Origin of the sequence: Streptomyces sp. NBC_01485 (assembly GCF_036227125.1) — a bacterium.
In the GTDB taxonomy this organism is placed as follows: domain Bacteria; phylum Actinomycetota; class Actinomycetes; order Streptomycetales; family Streptomycetaceae; genus Streptomyces.
Genome location: NZ_CP109435.1, coordinates 6,726,693 through 6,749,776, shown reverse-complemented (window position 1 = coordinate 6,749,776; position 23,084 = coordinate 6,726,693). Strand labels below are relative to the sequence as shown.

Sequence of the window (23,084 nt, the reverse complement as noted above, 5' to 3'; positions counted from 1 at the left end):
TGCGGGGTTACGCCGCCAGCTTGGCCAGGGCCGCGTCGATGCGGGTCAGTGTCTTCTCCTTGCCCAGGGTCTCCAGGGACTCGAAGAGGGGGAGGCCTACCGTGCGGCCCGTGACGGCTACGCGGACGGGGGCCTGGGCCTTGCCGAGTTTGAGGCCGTGGGTCTCGCCGGCGGCAAGGACGGCCTCCTTGAGGGACTCGGCGGAGGTCCAGTCGGCCGACTCCAGCTTTTCGCGGGCCGTCGTGAGCAGCGCGTCGCTGCCCTCCTTCATCGCCTTCGTCCACGAAGCCTCGTCGAGGACGGGCTCGGGGAGGAAGAGGAAGTCGACGTTGTCGGTGATCTCCGAGAGGACCTTCAGGCGGGTCTGGGCGTGCGGGGCGATCGCGTGCCACTTGGCCTCGTCGAAGTCCGCCGGGGCCCAGGGGGCGAAGGGGGCCTTCAGCCAGGGTGCGCAGCGCTCCGTGAAGTCCTTCACGTCGAGCAGGCGGATGTGGTCGGCGTTGATCGCCTCGCACTTCTTCAGGTCGAAGCGCGCCGGGTTGGGGTTGACGTCCGCGATCTCGAAGGCGGCGACCATCTCGTCCATCGTGAAGATGTCCTGGTCGGCCGAGAGCGACCAGCCCAGCAGGGAGAGGTAGTTGAGCAGGCCCTCGGGGAGGAAGCCGCGCTCGCGGTAGAGGTTGAGCGAGGACTCCGGGTCCCGCTTCGACAGCTTCTTGTTGCCCTCGCCCATCACGTACGGCAGGTGGCCGAACTGCGGGGTGTACTTGGCGATGCCCAGCTCGGTCAGCGCCTTGTACAGGGCGATCTGGCGCGGGGTGGAGGACAGCAGGTCCTCGCCGCGCAGGACGTGCGTGATCTCCATCAGCGCGTCGTCCACCGGGTTGACCAGTGTGTACAGCGGGGCGCCGTTCGCGCGGACGATGCCGAAGTCCGGGACGTTCTCCGGGGTGAACGTCAGCTCGCCGCGGACCAGGTCCGTGAAGGTGATCGTCTCGTCGGGCATGCGGAAGCGGACGATCGGGGTGCGGCCCTGGGCCTCGTACTCCGTCACCTGCCCGGTGCTCAGGTCGCGGCAGTGGCCGTCGTAGCCGGAGGGCTTGCCGGCGGCGCGGGCGGCGTCGCGGCGGGTGTCCAGCTCCTCCTGGGAGCAGTAGCAGCGGTAGGCGTGGCCGGCGGCGAGGAGCTTCTCGGCGACGTCCTTGTAGACGTCCATGCGCTGCGACTGGCGGTAGGGCGCGTGCGGGCCGCCGATCTCGGGGCCCTCGTCCCAGTCGAAGCCGAGCCAGCGCAGGGAGTCCAGGAGCTGGTGGTAGGACTCCTCGGAGTCGCGGGCCGCGTCGGTGTCCTCGATGCGGAAGACCAGTGTGCCCTGGTGGTGCTTGGCGAACGCCCAGTTGAACAGGGCGGTGCGGACCAGGCCCACGTGGGGGTTACCGGTGGGCGAGGGACAGAAACGGACGCGTACGGGGGAGCCGGGTGCGCTAGCCACGCTTGACAACCTTGTTGGTGAGAGTGCCGATGCCTTCGATGGTGACGGCGACCTCGTCGCCGACAGCCAGGGGGCCGACCCCTGCCGGGGTGCCCGTGAGGATCACGTCGCCGGGGAGCAGCGTCATGGCCTCGGAGATGTTGACGATCAGATCCTCGATGGAGTGGATCATCTCGCTGGTGCGGCCGAGCTGGCGTTGTTCGCCGTTGACCGTGAGCTGGACGGTGAGGTCGGACGCGGTGGCGAGGTCGAGGTCCGTCTCCACCCAGGGGCCGAGCGGGCAGGACGTGTCGAAGCCCTTGGCCCGGGCCCACTGCTTCTCGCGCTTCTGCACGTCCCGCGCGGTGACGTCGTTGGCGCAGGTGTAGCCGAGGATGACGTCCGCGACGCGGTCGCGCGGGACCTCGCGGCACATGCGGCCGATGACCACGGCGAGCTCGGCCTCGTGGTGGAGCTCCTCGGAGAAGGAGGGGTACTGGATGGCGTCGCCGGGGCCGATCACCGAGGTGGACGGCTTGAAGAAGGCGAACGGGGCGTCGGGCACCTCGTTGCCCAGCTCGCGCGCGTGCTCGGCGTAGTTGCGGCCGAAGGCCACGACCTTGTTGGGCAGCACGGGCGGGAGCAGTCGGACCTTGCTCAGCGGCACCCTGGTGCCGGAGAGCTCGAAGTCCGCGAACGGGATGCCCTTGATGATGTCGAGGACGAGCTCGTCCGGCTTGTCGCCCTCGACCGCGCCGAAGGCGACGTTCCCGTCGATGGAGAACCTGGCGATGCGCACGGGTTGGTTGGCCCCTTGACTGAAACTGAATACGGAGACTGACACTGAGCTGGCTGGTGTGACGCCCCAGGCTAACGCGGAAGGGCGTCCCCGGCCGGGGACGCCCTTGCCATCCGTACATCCGTGGGCCGGCGCCTTGAGCATTCGGCGGCCGGTACCCGTATCTCCGTTTGAAGATCTACTCTTCGCGTGAAGATCTACTTCTGCGCGTGAAGATCTACTCCGCGACGGCGGCCGCGACCGGGATCTCCATGAGGATGGTGCGCTTGGGGTTGGCGGTCTGGGCGGGCAGTTCGACGGAGTGCTCCCGCTGCTCCGGGAGTTGCAGTTCGTCGGCGTCCTTGAGGTGCGCCAGCGTCGTGCGCCGCGGGTTGGCGATCTTGTGGAACATCGTCGTCGTCTTCACTGTTGTACTTGACCCTGTCGTTTCGGGGCGCCGGGGAAGCCGTCAAGGGCCTTCGCACAAGCGCGGCTTGTCGGGTTTGCCATCCCTGTAAAGCGTCAGGCTAAACACGCGATTCCCGGTGAACGCGTGAAGGTCGCATGATCGGCGTGTGAGTTTACTCACGACTCCATGGGCAAATGGGTCAATTCAGGCCTTGAACCGACCATTAAGAAACGGACATTGCACCCCTGAAGCGTGCATTCCGCTCCTGATCATGGCGACTGGGACACCCCCCGCACCCTCTCACTTCGCCCGCTTATGTCCCCCTTACGTAGCATCCCCCTCCACATCCCGTAACTTGACCCTTACGTGGTGTCACGGTTGTCACAGCCTGACGGACGGGCCTTGTTGGAGATCCTGCACTGTGCTGGAATTCCTCGGACCGCCGCGGGATCGAGCCGGCGCACATGGGGCGCACAGCGCGCCTGGTGGCGGCGAGAGCAGGGGGAGCCAGCGCCGGTCACTCACGACCATTCGGGGGGCGCATTTCAGGGCGCCCCTCAACACGCCGACACCGTCCTTCCGTTCACGCGGAGGGGCGCCTGGTCCAGAGGTTGCGACGCTAGTGCAGGGACGTTTCAAGAGGGATGGCAGCGCTTCGGCCAAGCCGGAGCCGCGCGGCGGGACCGGCCCGATGGCAGTCGGCTCCTCGCCCCAGCACGCCCAGAACCCGGGCCCGGCACCGTCCGGCGACGGCGGTGAGCGCCCAGGGCGCCCCGGCGTGTCCGCGTCGTCGAGTCCTCTCACCGCGACTCCGACGGCCAAGCCGCCGACCAGCGCCCCCAGCCCCGGTCCACGCGTCGCGCTGCGCAACTGGCGTATCTCCACGCGTCTGGTGGCACTGCTGACCCTGCCCGTGGTCGCGGCCACCACGCTGGGCGGACTGCGCATCAACCAGTCGATGGACGACATCCAGCAGCTCGACAACATGAAGCTGCTGACGGACATGACCAAGCAGGCCACCGAACTGGCCGTGCAGCTCCAGAACGAGCGCGACCGCTCCGCGGGCCCGCTGGCGCACGGCGCGAAGGCGACCGACTTCGCCGTCAAGGGCTACCGGGACAAGACCGACAAGGCCGTCATCGCCTTCCAGGACGCCTCGGAGGAGATCGACGGCGCCAGCAGGGACGGCAACCTCCAGGGTGTCCGCGACAGCCTCGTCGGCCTCCTCAGCGACCTGGGCAGCCTCGCCAAGGTCCGCACCACGGCCTACGCGGACAAGGGCAACTCCACCCAGACGGTCGAGGCCTACCACCGCCTCATCACCGGCCTGCTCGACCTCTCGCAGGACATGGCGCAGGCCACGAACAACCCGGAGATGATCCAGCGCACGCGTGCCCTGGCCGCCTTCTCCTCCGCCAAGGAGTACGCCTCCGTCCAGCGCGCCGTGCTCGCGGCCGCGCTGCCCGTCGGCAACACCGTCTACGGCGACCTCAAGGAGAACGACCGGCAGTACGCCGAGGCCGCGCTCGAGAACCAGGACTCCGAACTCGCGAGTTTCCGCAGCATCTACGGCGACGACGGCGCCGAGGAACTGCTGCAGCCCATCGACAAGGGCAACCCGGTCATCGAGGAGGCGAACACCTACGCCACCCGTGCGCTGAGCTCCCCCACCGGTCTGCAGTCGCTGGACAAGCGGTCGTACCAGGACTGGATCGACGACAGCACCACCAAGATCACTCAGATGAACAACATCGAGCACACGCTGCTCGAGGACATGGAGCAGAAGGCGCGTGAGCTGCGCGCCGAGTCGGAGCGCGAGGCGATCATCTCCGGTGCGCTCATCCTGCTCGTGCTCGGTGTGTCCCTGGTCGGCGCGTTCGTCGTCGCCCGGTCCATGATCCGCTCACTGCGCCGCCTCCAGGAGACCGCCACCAAGGTCGCCCAGGACCGGCTGCCCGAGCTGGTCAAGCAGCTCTCCGAGTCCGACCCGCAGGACGTCGACACGTCCGTGGAGTCGGTCGGTGTGCACTCCAAGGACGAGATCGGCCGGGTGGCCGCGGCCTTCGACGACGTGCACCGCGAGGCCGTACGACTGGCCGCCGAGCAGGCCCTGCTGCGGGGCAACGTCAACGCGATGTTCACCAACCTCTCGCGCCGCTCCCAGGGCCTCATCCAGCGTCAGCTCTCGCTCATCTCCGAACTGGAGTCCCGCGAGGCCGACCCGGACCAGCTGTCCTCGCTCTTCAAGCTCGACCATCTCGCGACCCGCATGCGCCGTAACGGCGAGAACCTCCTCGTCCTCGCGGGTGAGGAGCCCGGCCGCCGCTGGACCCGTCCGGTCCCGCTGGTCGACGTGCTGCGCGCCGCCGCCTCCGAGGTGGAGCAGTACGAGCGCATCGAGCTGTCCTCCGTGCCGACCACCGAAGTCGCCGGCCGGGTCGTCAACGACCTCGTGCACCTGCTCGCCGAGCTGCTGGAGAACGCCACCTCGTTCTCCTCGCCCCAGACCAAGGTCAAGGTCACCGGTCACGCGCTGCCCGACGGCCGCGTGCTGATCGAGATCCACGACACCGGCATCGGCCTCTCCCCCGAGGACCTCGCCGCGATCAACGAGCGGCTCGCCTCGCCGCCCACCGTGGACGTGTCGGTCTCCCGCCGCATGGGTCTGTTCGTGGTCGGCCGGCTGTCGCAGCGCCACGGCATCCGCATCCAGCTCCGCCCGTCCGACTCCGGTGGTACGACCGCGCTGGTCATGCTGCCGGTGGACGTCGCCCAGGGCGGCAAGAAGCCCCAGCCCGGTCAGGGCGGCGGCGTGGGCGGTCCCGCCGCCGCGCAGGCCGCCGCGGGCGTCGCCGCCGCGCGTCGCCAGAACGGCTCGCAGAACGGCTCGCAGGGCGGTCCCCTCGGCGCCGGTCCCGGCGGCGGCGGTCTGCTCTCCTCCGGTCAGGGCCCCCGGGCCGCGCTGCCCGGCCGGGACGGCGGTGGCCGTCCCGGCGGCCCGCCGCCGCGCGGTCCGCAGCAGCCTCCGGCCTCTCCCCCGCAGCAGCGGGGCCGGCCGGCTCCGGCCGGCGCGGGCTCCGGCTTCGGCGGCCAGGCGCCGGGCGCGCCGCAGGGGATGCAGGCGGCCGGTACGGGCCAGCAGGGCACGGACATGTTCGGCGGCGGACGTCCGCCGCAGCAGCGGGGCAACCAGCCCGAGCAGGGCGGCCGCGGCCGTCAGCCGCAGTTGCCGCCGCGCGGTGGTCCGCGCGCCGAGCTGCCCGGCGGCAACCCGCAGCCGCGCGCGGCGAGCTGGGGCGCCGAGAACGCCCAGCCGCCGGTACCGCGGCCCCCGCTGGACGCCCCGCGCGGCCACGACGAGCCGGACGTCGCCCAGACGTCGCGCATGCCGCGCATCGACGACCGGCAGGGTCCCGGAGCCACCGCCGAGATACCGGCGATCCCCCGGCCCGACCAGCGCCAGGGTCCCTCGGGCCCCGCCGACTTCGGCCGCCCCGCGGCCAACGGTCTGCAGAGCACGAGCCAGTTCCCGGCCGTGAGCAACGGCAACGGCAACGGCAACGGCCAGGCGGGCCTCAACGGACGTCAGGACACCGGCCAGTTCCAGCGTCCGGGCACCAACGGCCGCCCGGACCCCGGTCAGTTCGAGCGCCCCGGCACCAACGGCCGGACGGACGACAACGGGTTCACCCGCTCCGACGTCTTCGGCGCCCCAGGCGGGCAGAACGCTCCGACGGGCCCGGACCGGTTCGCTCCGCAGGCCTACGACAACGGCTCCACAGGCCAGTTCCCCACGCCCGGCTACGACGGCTCCTCGACCGGCCAGCACGCGCTGCCCGGCCGCCAGGACCCCTCGTCCACGGGCCAGTTCCCCACCGCGCAGCCGAACGGCTACGGCAATCCGCCGCAGCCGGCGATCCCGCCGCGTCCGGCCGGGCGTCCGGACCTGGAGGCACTGCCGCCGGCCGGTCCCGGTGACGGCCGTACGCCGCTGTACGACACGCTGGAGACCAACTGGTTCCACGGTCAGCAGCCGGGCGATCCGTCGGCGTCGGGTCCGGCTCCGGTTCCTGCTTCACCGCAGCAGCCTCAGGCTCCGGCTCCGGCCGCTCCCCAGCGCCCCGCCGCCGCCAGTTCCTCCTGGCGCACCTCGCCGAACGACGAACTCGTCCGGCAGGCCGAGCGGGTCAGGCAGCCCGCCGCGGGCGGCGTCACCACCTCCGGCCTGCCGCGCCGGGTGCCCCGGGCGAACCTCGTCCCGGGCACGGCTCAGCAGCAACAGCACCAAACCGGTCCGCAGGTCTCGCGTGCGCCTGACGACGTACGCGGCCGGCTGACCAATCTCCGTCGGGGTATCGCGCAGGGTCGTCAGGTCGGCAACGGCCAGACCGGCAGCTTCCCGAACCCCACTCACCAGCAGGAGCACTAGTTGAGCCAGATGAGCCAGGCGGCACAGAACCTGAACTGGTTGATCACCAACTTCGTGGACAACACCCCCGGGGTGTCCCACACCGTCGTGGTGTCCGCCGACGGGCTCCTGCTCGCGATGTCCGAGGGCTTCCCCCGCGACCGTGCCGACCAGTTGGCGGCCGTCGCGTCCGGGCTGACCTCGCTGACGGCCGGGGCCTCCCGGATCTTCGAGGGCGGCAGCGTGGCGCAGACCGTCGTCGAGATGGAGCGGGGTTTCCTCTTCCTCATGTCCGTCTCGGACGGCTCGTCCCTCGCCGTCCTCGCGCACCCCGAGTGCGACATCGGCCTCGTGGGCTACGAGATGGCGCTCCTTGTCGACCGTGCGGGCGCGGTGCTCACGCCCGACCTGCGCGCCGAGCTCCAGGGCAGTCTGCTCCACTGACCCGCCCCGGTACCACCCACCTCACGAAATCACCGTCCGGCCGACACACTCCCCCACCGGCTCGACGCGCGGCACGACTGACCGAGAATGCTGTCCCGCCCGGAGGATCCATGACCCCGCCCACCGCCCATCATGATCCGTACGCGGAGCCGTACGGGGACGAGGGTGACCAGCCGCTGGTGCGCCCGTACGCGATGACCGGTGGCCGGACCAGGCCGCGCTATCAGCTCGCCATCGAGGCGCTGATCAGCACCACGGCCGACCCGGCAGCGCTCATGGGCCTGCTCCCCGAGCACCAGCGCATCTGCCACCTGTGCCGTGAGGTGAAGTCGGTCGCGGAGGTCTCGGCTCTTCTGGCTCTGCCGCTGGGTGTGGCGCGGATCCTCGTCGCGGACCTCGCCGAGGCCGGAATGGTGGCCATCCACCAGCCGGGTGGCGACGAGAACAACGGCGGCGCTCCGGACGTGACGCTGCTCGAAAGGGTGCTCAGTGGACTTCGCAAGCTCTGACGGTGGCCGTGCCACCACCTCGGCGAAGATCGTGGTGGCGGGCGGCTTCGGCGTGGGCAAGACCACGTTCGTGGGAGCGGTCTCCGAGATCAACCCGCTGCGTACGGAGGCCGTCATGACGTCCGCGAGCGCGGGCATCGACGACCTCACGCACACCGGGGACAAGACCACCACCACGGTGGCCATGGACTTCGGCCGTATCACGCTCGACCAGGACCTGATCCTCTACCTGTTCGGTACGCCGGGTCAGGACCGGTTCTGGTTCATGTGGGACGACCTGGTGCGCGGCGCGATCGGCGCGATCGTCCTGGTGGACACGCGGCGGCTGGCCGACTGCTTCCCCGCGGTCGACTACTTCGAGAACAGCGGTCTGCCGTTCGTCGTCGCCCTCAACGGCTTCGACGGCTCGCAGCCGTACCAGCCCGAAGAGGTGCGCGAGGCGCTGCAGATCGGCCCGGACACCCCGATCATCACGACGGACGCCCGGCACCGCTCGGATGCCAAGAGCGCGCTGATCACGCTGGTCGAGCATGCGCTGATGGCACGGCTGCGGTAACTTTCAAGTAGTCTGTCGCATACGACAGTTGTCGTAGACGCTTCGGAGCCGGCTGTGGGCTTAGACACGGTCGGCTCCGGTGTTCATAACGTTTCGGCAGAGGAATCTCCCCGCACCGCCACGCGTCGCGGTCACTTGGTCTCACTGTGCATACGAAGGCCCCGCCTTATGGTGGGGCTCGTTCTGTTTGACCGTTTTATCTGGGGTTTACATCACGCCCAACCAACTGTTTCGCATGTTTGGAAGAGCGCTGCTCGGCGTGCTGGAATGCCTGAACTGCCCAATAGTCAATGACGTACTCATGGTCGAGTGCTGACCGGGCTCTGAGACACTGCGGCACGACGAAGGTGCCGACCGCCGAGAGGTTGTTGGTCGAGTGAGGCGAAGCAAGAAAAGTCCCGAGCCGGCGGCCCGGGGCAACTTCACCCCGCCGCCGCGCGGGGCGGCGACCGCCACCGCGCCCGGCTCGGAGCCGACGGAACCACCCGCCAAGAGCGGCAGCCGTCTCGCCCCGCGCAACTGGCGGGTGCCGACCCGGCTGAACGCGATCCTGCTCATACCCGTGATGGTCGGCCTGGTCATGGGCGGCTTCCAGGTGAAGAGCTCGATCGACACCTGGCAGGAGGCCGAGGACGCGGAGAACACCGCGCGTCTGGTGCGGGCCGCCCTGAGCTACGGCGACGCCATCTACAAGGAGCGCGACATCTCCGCCGCGCCCCTCCTCGCGGGCAAGCAGAACGACGCGACGGTCACCTCGGCCCGCAAGGCCACGGACACCGCCGCCAACGCCTTCGACGCGGCCGCGCAGGACATGCCGGCGAAGGCCGGTCTGCAGCGCCGGCTCCAGATCTTCCGCACCGCGGAGACCAAGCTGGCGCCGCTGCGGGCGGCCGCCTACACCGCCAAGCTCAACGGCGTGCAGACCGAAGAGGGCTACACCCAGGTCGCGCACCCCCTGATGGAGTTCTCCAACGAGCTCGGTCTGGGCACCGGAAACATCACCTCCTACGGCCGTACCGTCTACGCCATCTCGCTGACGAAGGCCGCGCTGTCCCTGGAGCGCTCGATCGGCATGCACCTGCTGATCAAGCCGGGTCCGGAGGAGGCCGACTTCGCGAAGCAGAAGGTCTCCCTCTCCTCGTACGCCTACCTCGAGGGCATCGCCGTCGAGGAGTACATCGGCGGTGGCACCGCGGCCGACGCGAAGAAGCTGGACGACGCCGAGGCGAAGATCAAGGCCGACGGCGCCGCGCAGGCCACCGCGGCCAAGCTGCAGGACCCGGAGTACGTTCCGCCGCCCTCCGACCCGATCACGATGGTCGGCGCCATCTCCACGATGGAGACGACCGAGGGCGCCGAGCGTGCCGCGCTCGCCGAGAAGGGCATCAGCAAGGAGAACTGGTGGGCGGTCACCACGCTGAAGTACGACGCCTACCGGCAGATCGAGTCGGACATGGCCGACAAGGCCGTGACCGAGGCCTCGGACATCGCCGCTGACGCCAAGACCTCCGCGATCATCACCGGTGCGGCCGTCGTCGTCGCCCTGCTGCTGGCGTTCATCCTCGCCGGGGCCGTGGCCCGCCAGATGAGCCGCGCGATGCGCCAACTGCGCAACGCGGCCTTCGGCATCGCCGAACAGCGGCTGCCGATGCTGGTCGACCAGCTCTCCCGCACCGACCCGGGCCGGGTCGACACCCGCGTACAGGCCATCCCGATCACGACCACGGACGAGATCGGCGAGGTCGCCCGCGCCTTCGACCAGGTCCACCGCGAGGCCGTCCGGCTGGCCGCCGAGCAGGCCCTGCTGCGGGGCAACATCAACGCGATCTTCACCAACCTGTCGCGCCGCAACCAGTCGCTGATCGAGGGCCAGCTGACCCTGATCACCGACCTGGAGAACAACGAGGCCGACCCGGACCAGTTGGAGAACCTCTTCCGCCTGGACCACCTCGCGACCCGTATGCGCCGCAACGGCGAGAACCTCCTGGTCCTCGCCGGCGAGGAGCCCGGCCGCCGCTGGGACCAGCCGGTCCCGCTGGTCGACGTGCTGCGCGCCGCCTCCTCCGAGGTGGAGCAGTACGAGCGCATCGAGCTGTCGGGCGTCCCGGAGGCCGAGATCCACGGCCGCGCGGTGACCGACCTCGTGCACCTGCTCGCCGAGCTGCTGGAGAACGCCACGACGTTCTCCTCCCCGCAGACCAAGGTCCGGGTGACGGCCACCCGTCTCCCCGACGGCCGGGTCATGATCGAGATCCACGACAAGGGCATCGGCCTCACCCCCGAGGACTTCGCGGACATCAACCACAAGCTGGCCAACCCGCCGACGGTGGACGCCGCGATCTCGCAGCGCATGGGCCTCTTCGTGGTCGGCCGGCTGTCCGACCGGCACGGCATCCGCGTCCAGCTCCGCCCGTCGGGCGAGCAGGCCGGCACGACCTCGCTGGTCATGCTGCCCGACGCGATCACGCACGGCGGCGGTGGCGGCGAACACCAGCCCAACCGCGACGAGTTCACCGTCTCGCAGATCATCCCGGAGCAGAACTTCGGCGGTGCCGGCGAGGACTTCAGCAACGGCCTGCCGATGCGCACCGCCGCCGAGCTGGGCTTCGACGACAGCCAGTACGCGGTCCCCGACGACATCCGCGAGCTGGACCCGGTGGGCCGCTCCCTGATGCGCGAGGAGCGCCGTACGGCCCTGGAGGCCCCGGGTCAGCCCGGTCAGCCGCCCGTGCAGCAGCAGCCCGCCGAGGGCTTCGACGCGTCCCGTCAGCAGCCGCAACAGCCGCAGCAGCCGTCGTACGACGCGGGCCACAACGGATACGACAACAACGCGACCGGCTACGCCGGGCAGCCCGCGGCGTACGACCAGCAGACGGCGTACGAGGAGCAGCAGCGCCCGGCGTACGACGATCAGTACTTCGCGCCGAACGGCGGTGTGCCGCAGGCCGACGGGTACTCCGCGGGCGGCGGACTGCCGCAGAACGAGGGCTTCCCGTCGAACGGCGGCTACCCGGACCCCGCGTATGCGGAGCCCGTCCAGGAGGAGCGGACGGCGCCGCCCGCCGCCGCCCCCGAGGGCTTCCAGCCGTACCAGGAGCAGCAGCCCTACCAGGACGACTGGCCCCAGCAGAACGGCCACACCAACGGTTACCGCAACGGTTACCCGGACCAGTACGCTCCGGAAGCGGAATCCGCGCAGGCCGCTGACGCGGGTGAGCGGAACGGCGTAGGCTTCGACCGTCCGGGACCGACCCCTTCCGCCTCCCACGCGCTGACCGACGCCGGTCTCCCCCGCCGTGGCTCCGCCGCGAGCGGTGCGAACGGCTCGGGACCCGCGAAGCAGGAGGCGCCGGCCCCCGCTGCGGAGAGCAATGGCAACGGCGGCGGCGACTCCTGGCGCTCGTCGAACGACGAGCGCTGGCAGCAGGCCTCCGCTCTGAAGAAGCCCAAGGCGGGCGGGGTCACCTCCTCCGGTCTGCCGCGGCGGGTGCCCAAGGCCAATCTGGTCGAGGGCGCCGCCGAGAGCACCCCCCAGGGAGGCCCTCAGGTCTCCCGCGCCCCGGAGGACGTCCGAGGCAGGTTGAGCAACCTGCGTCGGGGCGTCCAGCGGGGACGCAACGCAGGAAGCAGTGAAACGAACGGTCAGGGCCTCGGTCCCGACAGCACCTACAACCAGGAGCGTTAGTGTGAGCCCGATGAGCCAGGCGGCACAGAACCTGAACTGGGTGATCACCAACTTCGTGGACAACACCCCGGGGGTGTCCCACACGGTGGTGGTCTCCGCCGACGGACTCCTGCTGGCCATGTCCGAAGGCTTTCCGCGCGACCGTGCCGACCAGCTCGCGGCCGTCGCCTCCGGTCTGACGTCCCTGACGGCAGGCGCCTCCCGGATCTTCGAGGGAGGCCACGTGAACCAGACGGTTGTGGAGATGGAGCGGGGGTTCCTCTTCCTCATGTCCATCTCCGACGGCTCCTCGCTCGCGGTTCTCGCTCACCCCGAGGCGGACATCGGTCTCATCGGGTACGAGATGGCCCTTCTGGTGGACCGCGCGGGTTCGGTGCTGACGCCCGACCTTCGTGCGGAGCTCCAGGGCAGCCTTCTCAACTAACAGACGGACGGTGCGTTTTGGCGTCCTGAGGCCGTAGGGTTTCGGGACGCGGCTCCACGTTATGGGTGCCAGGCACAGTCGGAGGAGGAGAGAAAGTGGCAACACCCCCAGGCGGTTCCCATTCGGGCAACTGGTCGTACGGCCCTGCCCAGGGCCAGGGCGACGGTTCCCAGAACCCGAACCGTTACAACTTCCCCTCCGCGCCCAGCCAGCAGCGGCCGTACGCGCCGCAGGGCCCCGGTCCGTCGCCGTACGACCAGCCGTACGCCCCGCGTATCCAGCCCGTTCAGCCGCATCGCCGCAGCCCCGAGCCGGCGCCCGCGGGGGCGGCGAACAACCCGCTGGTGCGTCCGTACGCCATGACCGGTGGCCGGACCCGCCCGCGTTACCAGCTCGCCATCGAGGCGCTGGTGCACACCACCGCGCAGCCGCATCAGATGCAGGGCCAACTGCCCGAGCATCAGCGGATCTGCAACCTCTGCCGTGAGATCAAGTCGGTCGCCGAGATCTCGGCGCTGCTGACCATCCCTCTCGGCGTGGCCAGGATCCTCGTCGCCGACTTGGCGGAGGCGGGCCTGGTCGCCATTCATCAGCCCGGCGGCGACGAGAGCGCCGGCGGCCAGCCAGCCGTGACACTGCTCGAAAGGGTGCTCAGTGGACTTCGCAAGCTCTAGCGGGGGTCCGTCCCGCTCCACCACTTCCGCGAAGATCGTGGTGGCGGGCGGCTTCGGCGTGGGCAAGACCACGTTCGTCGGGGCTGTTTCGGAGATCAATCCGCTGCGCACCGAGGCCGTCATGACGTCCGCGTCGGCGGGTATCGACGACCTCACCCACACCGGGGACAAGACGACCACGACGGTCGCCATGGACTTCGGCCGTATCACCCTGGACCAGGACCTGATCCTGTACCTCTTCGGTACGCCCGGCCAGGACCGCTTCTGGTTCATGTGGGACGACCTGGTGCGCGGCGCGATCGGCGCGATCGTCCTGGTGGACACCCGTCGTCTCGCCGACTGCTTCCCCGCGGTCGACTACTTCGAGAACAGCGGTCTGCCCTTCGTGATCGCCCTCAACGGCTTCGACGGCAGCCAGCCGTACAACCCGGACGAGGTGCGCGAGGCGCTGCAGATCGGCCCGGACACCCCGATCATCACCACGGACGCCCGGCACCGCGCCGACGCGAAGTCGGCGCTGATCACTCTTGTGGAGCACGCGCTGATGGCGCGCCTGCGGTAGTCGGGTTCCCCCGAGCATCAGATGGGGGCGGCAGCCATTCACCGGCTGCCGCCCCCATCTGCGTCTGCGTCTGTGCAGAGATGCACCGAACCTCCCCGGAAACACATCTGTGGCCGCCCCCGAAAGGGCGGCCACAGGGTCTGCGCAGTCATATGCGCGATATTTCGTGTACTGCTCTGAATCGTGCCAACGGCGCGGTGCTCTGGTCCAGCCCGGACGTCACCGTGGGTTGATATCGGTCACTCTTCGCGTCTCAAACCATGCGCTCAGATCGCGACCAGGTCGATCACATTGATCACTACGTGACGGTTCGACACCACGTACGTGATGAATCCCCCGGCAAAGGACGCCGACCAACTGCTGTCCCGGTTGCTCTGGGCAGGCGGTTCGAACGGATTGACGCTGATCCTCTTCTCCAGGCCCTCAAGCGCCGCCCGCTGAGGTGCGGACATGGCCGCCTTGCGCCGAGCGGCTCGGTCCACGTACCTGATCGTGTACGCGCTCACGCCCACCTGCCCGTATCGAGGGGGTTGCCGGCGGCATCGAAGGGGTGCCCCTCCTCGTCCCGGAAGACCAGCCCCTCGGTGTCATCTTCGGTCATGCGCTTGACGGCCTGCTCGACCTCGTCCAGATAGCCAGGGGTCGTGCAGGCGCAGGCAAACGGCAACCACTTGTCGAGTACGCCGTCCAGGGCACCCTGATCGAAGTCGGCAGCGGCGCTGAGCCATTCCTGCTCGAACCCCTGAAGCCAGTCCGGTCGCCGCTCAAGCGCCGCGCGAATGGCATCAGGCGTTCTCTCGCAGGCGTTCGGATCGACTTCGCGGGCCATGATCGGCAACCTCCGGCGAGGAGCGGGTGAGTGACTGCCCACGCTAGAGGGGTCGGGCCGGGCCCCGCACCCCGGACGCGCGATGACGGCGTTCGAGTCGGAGCGCGAACGCCGACGGCCACCTCCGTCCGGAACGTCACGCAAAGAGGCCGTCCGTGCCCGACTCCGCCTGCGGCCGCACGAGGCTGCCTACGCTGCCGGGGCGCAAGGAAATGAGCTGCGCGGCCCGCTCGGGGGTGCGCAGGGACATGCGGAACCCGCCGTCCAGTGCGGCGACTTGAGCGGTTCCGTCGTCGTGCGCGAGGCCCCAGGCGGCGACGTGGGCGTCACGGTCACCGTCCTCGGTGGCGTACTCCTCGACCACGGCGAAGAGGCGGGGGGCGGTGGCGTTGACCAGGGCGTGGATCTCGGCGGTGAAGGCATCGAGGCGGTCAGGTTTCGGGAGGCCCGGGGATACGGTGGTCATGGCAATTCTCCTGTCCGTTGCGGGAGTTGCTGCATTAGAACGATAGACGTAAGCGCATAGACCTATGCCGAAAACCTTGTATGTTCTATGCGTTTCACTCGTGTGAGGGACGTGCATCGCTCCCGCACGTGCAGGGAGAGGAGAAGGTAGTGGCAGCGAGTGGCCCACCCACGCTGAGACAGCGACGCCTGGGAACCGAGCTGCGCAAGCTCCGCGAGCGGGCTGGGCTGAGCTCTACGGCAGGTGCCGCGCGCATCGGCGTGCAGCAGGCCCGAATGAGCATGATGGAAGCCGGACGGCACGGCGTCAGCGAGGATCGCGTACGGACACTGGCACTCGCCTACTCCTGCGACGACAGCGACCTGGTCGAGGCGTTGACAGCGATGACCGGGCGTCGCGGTCGGGGCTGGTGGGACGAGTACCGAGAACTGCTCCCGCCCTCACTTGTCGAGGTCGCCGAGTTCGAGGCCGACGCCACCGGGATGCGGGTTGGCGTGGTCGTCACCATGCCTGGGCTGGTGCAGACCCTCGACCATGCGCGCGCGGCCTTCCGGCAGAGCGTTCCCGCGCTGCGACCACACGAGATCGAGCACCGGGTCTCGTTCCGCATCAAGCGTCAAGCGATCCTCTTCGGGGCGTCGCCACTCCTCTACACCGCGATCGTCCACGAAGCCGCCCTGCGGATCCGAGCGGGCTCCCCTGACGTGATGCGCGACCAGCTTCTGCACCTGAACGAGATGGGAGAGCGCGACAACATCCGTATCCTCGTCGTCCCCTTCGAGCAGGTCCACTTTCCGGCCTCGGGGCAGCCCATCAGTTATGCGTCAGGACCTGTCCCACATCTGGACACAGTCCTCCTCGACTTCGACCACGGCTGCGAATTCCTCGATGCTGAAGCCCAGTTGCATCGATACCGCTCCGTACTCGACCGCATGGAGGAGTGCGCGCTCACGCCCCAGAAGAGCCGCGACTTCATCCGCTGTCTCGCCAAGGACTTGTGAGGGATACCTGTGCACGCCTACATCTGGCAGACGTCCTCGTACAGCACCGAGGGCGCAAACTGCCTCAACCTCGCCACCGCCCCCGACGACACCCTCCGCCTGCGCGAAAGCGACGCCCCTGACCAAATACTGGCCGTGAACCGAGCGAGCCTCTCCGCACTGTTGTCTGCGATCAAGAAAGTACCTGCCGGTAACTGACAGGTGCCCGCCCCAGCACCTTCCACATCAGTCCGTCCTACGGTCGCGACGTGGCCTGCAACGGATGCGAGTCAACGTACTTCGGAACCTCCGGCCGTGCCGCCCGGGTTCGCCCCGAGCCGGGGGATCGGTCGCCAAGGCCGGGGGGCTTCCCTGTAGAAATGTGACACTTCGGTGCTGGAGTGTCACATTTTCGCGCCACGTCCACCCGTCCCCGGAGGCTCGCGCGCGCCGCTCAGCTTCGAAGACCCGCCGAGCCTGCCGCCCTGGCCGCGCGAGCGGTCCGAAGACAGCAATCGCCGGACGGGCTCCTCGCGGAGTCCGTCCGGCGATTGGACAAGCAGGCTCAGTGCCAGCTGTGGGGGGCTCGGAAGCCGCCCTCGCGCTCCAGGCGGCGCCAGCCGGCCTTGGGGCGGCCGTGGCGCGCCGGGGTGGGCTCGGAGGAGCGGGCGGCGGCGCGGGCCAGGAGGATCGCCGTGATGGCGGCGACTTCCTCGGGCTCGGCGTGGCCCTTCTCGACGCGGATGTCGGGAGTGTTCATGGGTGTCAGTCTCCGTGGATGAGGTTTCCGCAGGGGTACCGCGAGGGATCCGCCGGGTTACTACTGCGGGGGGTTGCCGTGCTTGCGCGAGGGCAGGTCCGCGTGCTTGGAGTGGAGCATGGCGAGGGACCGGATGAGGATCTCGCGGGTCTCGGCGGGGTCGATGACGTCGTCGACGAGGCCGCGCTCCGCCGCGTAGTACGGGTGCATCAGCTCGGACTTGTACTCCTTGACCATGCGGGCCCGCATGGCCTCGGGGTCCTCGGCCTCGGCGATCTGTCGCCGGAAGATGACGTTGGCGGCACCTTCGGCGCCCATCACGGCGATCTCGTTCGTCGGCCAGGCATAGGTGAGGTCGGCGCCGATGGACTGGCTGTCCATGACGATGTAAGCGCCTCCGTACGCCTTGCGGAGGATCAGGGAGATCCGGGGGACGGTCGCGTTGCAGTAGGCGTAGAGGAGCTTCGCGCCGTGGCGGATGATTCCGCCGTGCTCCTGGTCGACGCCCGGGAGGAATCCGGGGACGTCCAGGAAGGTGACGATCGGGATATTGAAAGCGTCACACATCTGGACAAAGCGCGCAGCTTTTTCCGAGGCCTCGATGTCCAGGACACCGGCGAGGGACTGCGGCTGGTTGGCCACGATGCCGACGACCTGGCCGCCGAGGCGGGCCATCGCGCAGATGATGTTGCGGGCCCAGCGCTCGTGGATCTCGACGTACTCGCCGTCGTCGACGATCTCCTCGATGACCTTGGTCATGTCGTACGGGCGGTTGCCGTCGGCCGGGACCAGGTCGAGCAGGACGTCGCTGCGGCGGTCGGCCGGGTCGGTGGACTCGACGCGCGGGGGGTTCTCGCGGTTGTTCTGCGGGAGCAGCGAGAGGAGGTAGCGGACCTCGGCGATGCAGGTCTCCTCGTCGTCGTACGCGAAGTGGCAGACGCCGGAGGTCTCGGCGTGCACGTCGGCGCCGCCGAGGCCGTTCTGGGTGATCTCCTCGCCGGTGACCGCCTTGACGACGTCCGGGCCGGTGATGAACATCTGCGAGGTCTCGCGGACCATGAAGACGAAGTCGGTGAGGGCGGGGCTGTAGGCCGCGCCGCCCGCGCACGGGCCGAGCATCACGCTGATCTGCGGGATGACGCCGGACGCCTTGGTGTTGCGCTGGAAGATGCCGCCGTACCCGGCGAGGGCGCTGACGCCCTCCTGGATGCGTGCGCCGGCGCCGTCGTTCAGCGACACCAGCGGGGCGCCGGCCGCGATGGCCATGTCCATGATCTTGTGGATCTTCGTGGCGTGGGCCTCGCCCAGCGCGCCGCCGAAGATGCGGAAGTCATGGGCGTAGACGAAGACCGTACGGCCCTCCACCGTGCCCCAGCCGGTGATGACGCCGTCGGTGAACGGCTTCTTGGTCTCCAGGCCGAACCCGGTCGCCCGGTGCCTGCGCAGTTGCTCGACCTCCTGGAAGGAGCCCGGGTCCACCAGCAGCTCGATCCGCTCCCGGGCGGTCAGCTTGCCCTTGGCGTGCTGCGCCTGGGTCGCCTTCTCGCTCGGGCCGGCCAGCGCCTGGGCACGGATCTCGTGCAGCTCGGCCACGCGGCCGCGCGCGTCCGTGGGTTCCCCGGTCGGCTCACCCGTCGTCTCTTCCAAAACGGTCATGTAGCGACCTTACGAAGCCCGCCAAGGAAAGAGGGACGTCGACTCCGTACAGTCTCCGGCGCGTTTTCCTGGTACCACTGAACAGAACCAGGTCGGCATGCAGGCGTTCCGACTGCTCAGAGGGCCTGGGGCTTGTAGAGGTCGGACAAAGCGAGGGGCTGAGACCCCGCTCACATTCGGGGCTGGCATATGCCCTCCCCGGGGTGAACGGGAGGGCCGGACGGCGGTCCGGCAGTCCCGATGTCGGTGCCGTCATCGCCTCCGTCCGGGCCGTCACCGCCTTCGTCCGAGCCGTCATCGCCTCCGTCCGGACCGCCGTCGGCGCCTTCCGGGCCTCTCCGGCAGGCCGTGCCGTGCCGCCTTGACGATCTCCGCCCGCAGGTTGTCGCAGTCCGCCGTCTCCCGGGCGTACAGCTCGGGTTCGAGGGCGGCGAGCGGGGCCAGGGAGGTCCGGGACGCCTCGACCTCCCGCAGCGCCTCGTCGAAGGCCCCGGTCCACGGGAGAGTGTCCGCGAGATTGTAGTGGCAGGTTGCGAGCGTGAACGCGTACTGTCCGGGCTCGGCGTCCGGCTCGGCCTCCAGGGTCAGCGCGAGCGCCTCGCGCAGGTGGGGCAGGGCCTCGCGCTGCCGGCCGTCGACGGAGAGCAGACCGCCGTACCCGGCGAGGGCGGAGGCGAGGCGAAGCCGGTCGTCGGCGCCGTCGCGCAGGGACAGCAGCATGCGCCGGACGGCGACGGCCTCGGCGTAGCCGCGCTCCGCGTGGGCCGTGCGGCCGTCCTGCTGGTCCCGGCGGGCGATGTCGGTCAGGGCGTCCGCCAGGTCGTCGCCGTGCTGCTCGGGGTCGTGGCGGGTCAGGATCCGTCGTGCGGCGAGCAGGATGCGGGACAGGTGACGCCGGGTGCGGTCCTGGCCGAGCATCGCGTGCAGGTTCACCGCGGCCATCAACGCCGCGGCGTACTCGGTGAGATGGTCTCCGGGCAGGTTCTTCAGCGGGCGGCGGTAGTACGAGAGGGCGCGGCTCATCAGCTTCAGCGCCCGGCGCAGGTTCTCGCGGTGGTCGGCCATCTGTCCCCCGGCGGCGGGCGCGTACAGCATCTCCGCCAGGACGAGCTGGGTCCGTGCCTCCAGCCGCCGGTCGACCAGTTTCCGGCGGACCAGGTCCGTGCTGACGGCGAGGCACTCCTCGGCGACCTCGAGTGCCTCGTCGTAGCGCCCCAACTCCTGTAGTACGCCGGAGTACTGGAGCAGCGAGCTCCACAGCGCCTCGGTGGGTTCGCCGGCGTCCGCGGCCTGTTCGCGGCGGATGGCGAGGCCGCGGCTGAGCGGTTCCAGCGCCTCCTGCGGCCGGTCCATGGCCAGCAGCGTCGCGCCGAGGTTGTTCAGGACGACCGCCAGACCGGCCGCGCCGACGGGGGTGTCCAGGCTCTCCGGGCGGTCGGCCACGGTGAGGGCGGCGCGCGCGACCTTGAGGGAGTCCTCCATGCGGTCCATGGCCCTGAGCCGGTTGGCGCGGCCCACGAGGCTGCCCAGGGCGTCGAGGTCCACGGCGTCGGGGCTCTCCTCGGTGAGCCGGTGCAGCGACTGGGCCGTCGTCTCCGAGAGGACGTCGGCGGCCTCCCGGAACCTGCCGAGGTGGTTGAGGGTGAGGGCGAGGTCGGCCTCCGCGTCCGCGAGGCGTTCGAGGAGGGCGGTGTCGCCGGTGGCGGCGGCGAGGGAGCCGAGGAGGGCCACTCTGCGCTCCTGGAGGGGTCGCGCGGCGTCGAGTTCGCCGCGTCCGGCGTGGACCCGGGCGCGTTCGCCGAGGAGCTCCGCGCTCGCCCGGGCCCGGTCGGGCGCGGACGGCAGGCTCTCCACGAGGTCCTCGGCCGCGCGCAGGGTGACGAGGGCCGGGTCGAAGTCGCTCGTCCAGCGCTGCGAGCGGGCCTTCAGGGTCAGGACCTCGACGAGGGCCGCGGGCGTGGCGGGGGCCTGCCCGGACTCCAGCAGCCGCAGGGCCTCCTCACAGCGGCGGGCGGCCGCCAGGTGGTCTCCGGCCGTCTGACGCCAGACGGCCTCGTGGACGAGCGCGCCGACCCGGCGTTCCGGTGGCAGGGCCCGCGCGGCGCTGGCGGCGGTGCGGGTGGCCCAGTCGGCCAGCACCCGGCTGCGGCCCGCGCCGAGCCGGTCGAGGAGTTCCAGCAGGAGCCCGGGGTCGGTGGAGGGGGCGTCGGTGAGCCGGTGGAGGGCTTCCACCAGGGGGTCCGGGCAGTCCGTCAGGGTCGCGGCCTGCATGACCCGCGCGGCGAGGGACGGCGCGCGGGTGACGGCGATGTCGAGGGCGCGGGCCACCGGCTCCCAGTGACGGGGCAGTTCGCCCGTACGGGAGACGGTGACGAGGGCGGCGAGCAGGGTGTCGGTGCCGGTGGGCGGGCCAGGTGGGGTGGGGGTTTCGGGTGCGGTGCGCGTTTGCGGTGGGGTGGGCGTTGCCGGTGCGGTGAGCGTTGCCGGTGTGGCGGACGCGCCCTGTCCGGCGGGCGTTGCCTGCCCGGCGGACGTTCCCGGTGCAGTGGACGCGCCGGGTCCGGCAGGCGGGCCTGGTGCGGCATGGTCGGCGGCCAGTGTGGCCAGGGGGGAGGCGATGAGGTTCGGGTCGGCTCTGGTGCGTTCGCCTACGTGGTACTCGCCGAGGCGGTCCGGCTGGAGGGCGCCCCAGCAACTGCCTGCGGGCGCCGGGTACATCTCGGCCAGCCAGCCGGCGCCCTCTCCCACCACGGTCTCGTCCGCCGTACGGAACCCCGGCGAGGTGCGCAACAGCGGGCGGGCCAGGGCGGGTTCGGCCCCGGCGGTGAGGACGGCCGTGCCGACCGCGTCGGCCAGCGCCACGGGCCCCGCGGCCGTCAGCGCGGGGCGGCCCGCCGCGCTGTCCTCCCAATAGGCGCGCTCGTGCAGCAGGAGTTGCTCCTCCACGCGGAGGTCCGGGTCGGGCGGGCGGGTCGCCGGATGCGTCGCCAGAAGGTCGGTGAGGGCTGTCATGTGCAGGGTGAGGGCGGAGCCGTATCCGGGCGCGCTCACATCCCTCGGGGCGACGAGCCCGACGCGGGCCGACCAGTCGCCGGTGGTTTCGCGCAGCGCCCGGGGCAGGGCCTGCGGGAGCCGTCGGGCGAGGTCGGCCAGCGCGTCCCGGTAGTGGGCGGCGCGGTCCGGTAACTCCGTCAACGGCGGCAGTTCGCGGTGGACGGCGTCGTAGGTGAGGGCGCGGGTCTCGCGGGTGCGGGTCCTGAGCTGGTCCCACCAGCCGCCCGTGTCGTCGCCGAGGCCACGGGCGGTCAGCAGCAGGCGTACCGGCGGGCGCCCCTCGGGGCGCCGGTCCAAGACCGTGAGCAGGGCGGTCAGTTGGGGAATCCGCAGTTCTGCGTAGTCGGCCACCAGGATCAGGGGGCGGTCGACCTCGGCCAGCACTCCGTGGTCGCCGTCCGGACCCCGGTCGTCGAGCCAGCCGCAGACCCAGCCGTGCCGGTCACGCATCCGGGCGGCCAGCTCCCGGGCCAGCCGGGACTTGCCCGCACCGCCCGGACCGGTGACCACGGCGAGCCGCACTCCACCGCCGTCATTGTCACCGTCACCGTGACTGCCGTCTTCGGCGGCGGCGCACCACTCGTCGGCGAGTTCCCGCAGGAGTTCCTCGCGGCCGTGGAAGCGGACCACCTCGGCGCGCTGATCCAGCAGCGTCGCCGGGGAGCGGACCTGCCAGCCGGTGGCGGGAGTGACCAGGCCCTGGAGGTCGACCGGCTCCCACACGGGGGCGGCCGCCGTGTGCCGGGTCACCAGGTCGGTGAACGCCGGGTCGGCCAGCAGCGCGTACACCGGCACGGCCTCCCAGCGCGGCAGTCCCCAGCCGGTCACGTCGGTCACGACCACGCCGGTCAGCAGCGGCAGCCCGTGGGCCGGGGCGCCGCAGAACAGGGCGGCGCCCGACTGGCCGCTCCAGGGGGACGGCGTACGTCTGCCGGGGTCGGGGGGCGGGCTGCTGGCAAGTTCCACGGTGTAGCGGTGCGAGAGCGCGCCGGTGCCGGGGGCGAGCGTGGCGCGCGGCTGCTGGAGTTCGAGGCTGCCGTCGGCCCGCCGGCCCACCTCGGGGTAGCCGGCCACGTCGCAGGGCTGGTGCCGGGCGGTGACGAGGCGGCCCCAGCGGACCGGGGCCACGGGCTCGCGCACGTCCGTCTCGGCGAGCAGCAGGGCCGCGTCGACGTCGGCGCCGCCGATCGTCCCGCCCCGCCAGACCACCGCGCACCGCACGGGTCCGGTGCCGCCGCCGGGCACCTGGACCTCGCAGGAGTCACGGCCGTCCAGAACATGACGTGCCGTCAACACCAGTCGCGGGCCCAGCAGATAGCCGCTTCCGTTACCGGTGTATTCCGAAGTGCTGCCGGTGTGCCCCGAATTGCCGGGCAGCAGGACCGCAACGATCCGCCCCAGTTCCATGCGCGAACCCCC

The 23,084-nt window shown here is 70.4% G+C and carries 19 protein-coding genes; 10 read left to right on the top strand and 9 right to left on the bottom strand.

Annotated features, from left to right (window positions below; translation table 11 throughout):
- Nucleotides 1–7: 7 nt before the first annotated feature.
- From gltX to OG352_RS30615, 3 genes are all read right to left on the bottom strand, one after another.
- Nucleotides 8–1,492, bottom strand: coding sequence for a glutamate--tRNA ligase (gltX, locus tag OG352_RS30625; protein ID WP_329221389.1), 1,485 nt, complete (start codon nucleotides 1,490–1,492; stop codon nucleotides 8–10).
- Nucleotides 1,485–2,270, bottom strand: coding sequence for a fumarylacetoacetate hydrolase family protein (locus OG352_RS30620; RefSeq protein ID WP_329221387.1), 786 nt, complete (start codon nucleotides 2,268–2,270; stop codon nucleotides 1,485–1,487). The genes gltX and OG352_RS30620 overlap by 8 nt, the downstream gene beginning before the upstream one ends.
- Before the next feature lie 217 nt (nucleotides 2,271–2,487).
- The gene (locus OG352_RS30615) at nucleotides 2,488–2,676 is read right to left on the bottom strand and encodes a hypothetical protein (RefSeq protein WP_329221384.1); all 189 of its coding nucleotides are present in this window, start codon (nucleotides 2,674–2,676) and stop codon (nucleotides 2,488–2,490) included.
- Nucleotides 2,677–3,280: 604 nt separating this feature from the next.
- Between OG352_RS30615 and OG352_RS30610 the strand changes: the two genes are divergently transcribed.
- The 8 genes from OG352_RS30610 to OG352_RS30575 all read left to right on the top strand — a co-directional run bounded on the left by OG352_RS30610 (nucleotide 3,281) and on the right by OG352_RS30575 (nucleotide 13,920).
- Complete coding sequence (locus tag OG352_RS30610; RefSeq protein ID WP_329221383.1) at nucleotides 3,281–7,087, top strand: sensor histidine kinase; 3,807 nt, start codon at nucleotides 3,281–3,283, stop codon at nucleotides 7,085–7,087.
- 9 nt (nucleotides 7,088–7,096) lie between these two features.
- Nucleotides 7,097–7,510 (top strand): roadblock/LC7 domain-containing protein, encoded by a 414-nt coding sequence (locus OG352_RS30605; protein WP_003993189.1) that lies wholly within the window; start codon nucleotides 7,097–7,099, stop codon nucleotides 7,508–7,510.
- A 110-nt stretch (nucleotides 7,511–7,620) separates the two neighbouring features.
- On the top strand, nucleotides 7,621–8,019 hold the full coding sequence (locus tag OG352_RS30600) for a DUF742 domain-containing protein (protein WP_329221381.1): 399 nt from the start codon (nucleotides 7,621–7,623) through the stop codon (nucleotides 8,017–8,019).
- A complete protein-coding gene (locus tag OG352_RS30595) occupies nucleotides 8,000–8,575 on the top strand; it encodes a GTP-binding protein (protein WP_054239771.1) in 576 nt (191 codons plus the stop codon). The genes OG352_RS30600 and OG352_RS30595 overlap by 20 nt, the downstream gene beginning before the upstream one ends.
- A gap of 376 nt (nucleotides 8,576–8,951) precedes the next feature.
- On the top strand, nucleotides 8,952–12,260 hold the full coding sequence (locus OG352_RS30590) for a sensor histidine kinase (protein ID WP_329221380.1): 3,309 nt from the start codon (nucleotides 8,952–8,954) through the stop codon (nucleotides 12,258–12,260).
- Nucleotides 12,261–12,270: 10 nt separating this feature from the next.
- Nucleotides 12,271–12,684 carry a roadblock/LC7 domain-containing protein gene (locus tag OG352_RS30585; protein ID WP_329221379.1) on the top strand — a complete coding sequence of 138 codons (414 nt, stop codon included), beginning with the start codon at nucleotides 12,271–12,273 and terminating at the stop codon, nucleotides 12,682–12,684.
- A 95-nt stretch (nucleotides 12,685–12,779) separates the two neighbouring features.
- The gene (locus tag OG352_RS30580) at nucleotides 12,780–13,358 is read left to right on the top strand and encodes a DUF742 domain-containing protein (RefSeq protein WP_329221377.1); all 579 of its coding nucleotides are present in this window, start codon (nucleotides 12,780–12,782) and stop codon (nucleotides 13,356–13,358) included.
- Nucleotides 13,339–13,920 carry a GTP-binding protein gene (locus OG352_RS30575; RefSeq protein WP_006375305.1) on the top strand — a complete coding sequence of 194 codons (582 nt, stop codon included), beginning with the start codon at nucleotides 13,339–13,341 and terminating at the stop codon, nucleotides 13,918–13,920. Before OG352_RS30580 ends, OG352_RS30575 begins: the two co-directional genes overlap by 20 nt.
- Before the next feature lie 266 nt (nucleotides 13,921–14,186).
- On the opposite strand, the gene OG352_RS30570 is transcribed toward OG352_RS30575, so the two are convergent.
- The 3 genes from OG352_RS30570 to OG352_RS30560 form a co-directional block, all read right to left on the bottom strand.
- The gene (locus OG352_RS30570) at nucleotides 14,187–14,402 is read right to left on the bottom strand and encodes a hypothetical protein (RefSeq protein WP_329221375.1); all 216 of its coding nucleotides are present in this window, start codon (nucleotides 14,400–14,402) and stop codon (nucleotides 14,187–14,189) included.
- A 20-nt stretch (nucleotides 14,403–14,422) separates the two neighbouring features.
- Nucleotides 14,423–14,749, bottom strand: a complete 327-nt coding sequence (locus tag OG352_RS30565) for a DUF6247 family protein (protein WP_329221374.1) — start codon at nucleotides 14,747–14,749, stop codon at nucleotides 14,423–14,425.
- A gap of 136 nt (nucleotides 14,750–14,885) precedes the next feature.
- On the bottom strand, nucleotides 14,886–15,215 hold the full coding sequence (locus tag OG352_RS30560) for a hypothetical protein (protein WP_329221373.1): 330 nt from the start codon (nucleotides 15,213–15,215) through the stop codon (nucleotides 14,886–14,888).
- Nucleotides 15,216–15,295: 80 nt separating this feature from the next.
- On the opposite strand from OG352_RS30560, the gene OG352_RS30555 reads away from it, so the two are divergent.
- A complete protein-coding gene (locus tag OG352_RS30555; protein WP_443072385.1) occupies nucleotides 15,296–16,216 on the top strand; it encodes a helix-turn-helix domain-containing protein in 921 nt (306 codons plus the stop codon).
- 9 nt (nucleotides 16,217–16,225) lie between these two features.
- The gene (locus tag OG352_RS30550) at nucleotides 16,226–16,414 is read left to right on the top strand and encodes a DUF397 domain-containing protein (protein WP_329221371.1); all 189 of its coding nucleotides are present in this window, start codon (nucleotides 16,226–16,228) and stop codon (nucleotides 16,412–16,414) included.
- 346 nt (nucleotides 16,415–16,760) lie between these two features.
- On the opposite strand, the gene OG352_RS30545 is transcribed toward OG352_RS30550, so the two are convergent.
- The 3 genes from OG352_RS30545 to OG352_RS30535 all read right to left on the bottom strand — a co-directional run bounded on the left by OG352_RS30545 (nucleotide 16,761) and on the right by OG352_RS30535 (nucleotide 23,072).
- A complete protein-coding gene (locus OG352_RS30545; protein ID WP_329221370.1) occupies nucleotides 16,761–16,955 on the bottom strand; it encodes an acyl-CoA carboxylase subunit epsilon in 195 nt (64 codons plus the stop codon).
- Nucleotides 16,956–17,015: 60 nt separating this feature from the next.
- Nucleotides 17,016–18,548: an acyl-CoA carboxylase subunit beta gene (locus tag OG352_RS30540; RefSeq protein WP_329224024.1), complete on the bottom strand. Its 1,533-nt coding sequence runs from the start codon at nucleotides 18,546–18,548 to the stop codon at nucleotides 17,016–17,018.
- 357 nt (nucleotides 18,549–18,905) lie between these two features.
- The gene (locus OG352_RS30535; RefSeq protein ID WP_329221369.1) at nucleotides 18,906–23,072 is read right to left on the bottom strand and encodes a tetratricopeptide repeat protein; all 4,167 of its coding nucleotides are present in this window, start codon (nucleotides 23,070–23,072) and stop codon (nucleotides 18,906–18,908) included.
- Nucleotides 23,073–23,084 lie beyond the last annotated feature (12 nt).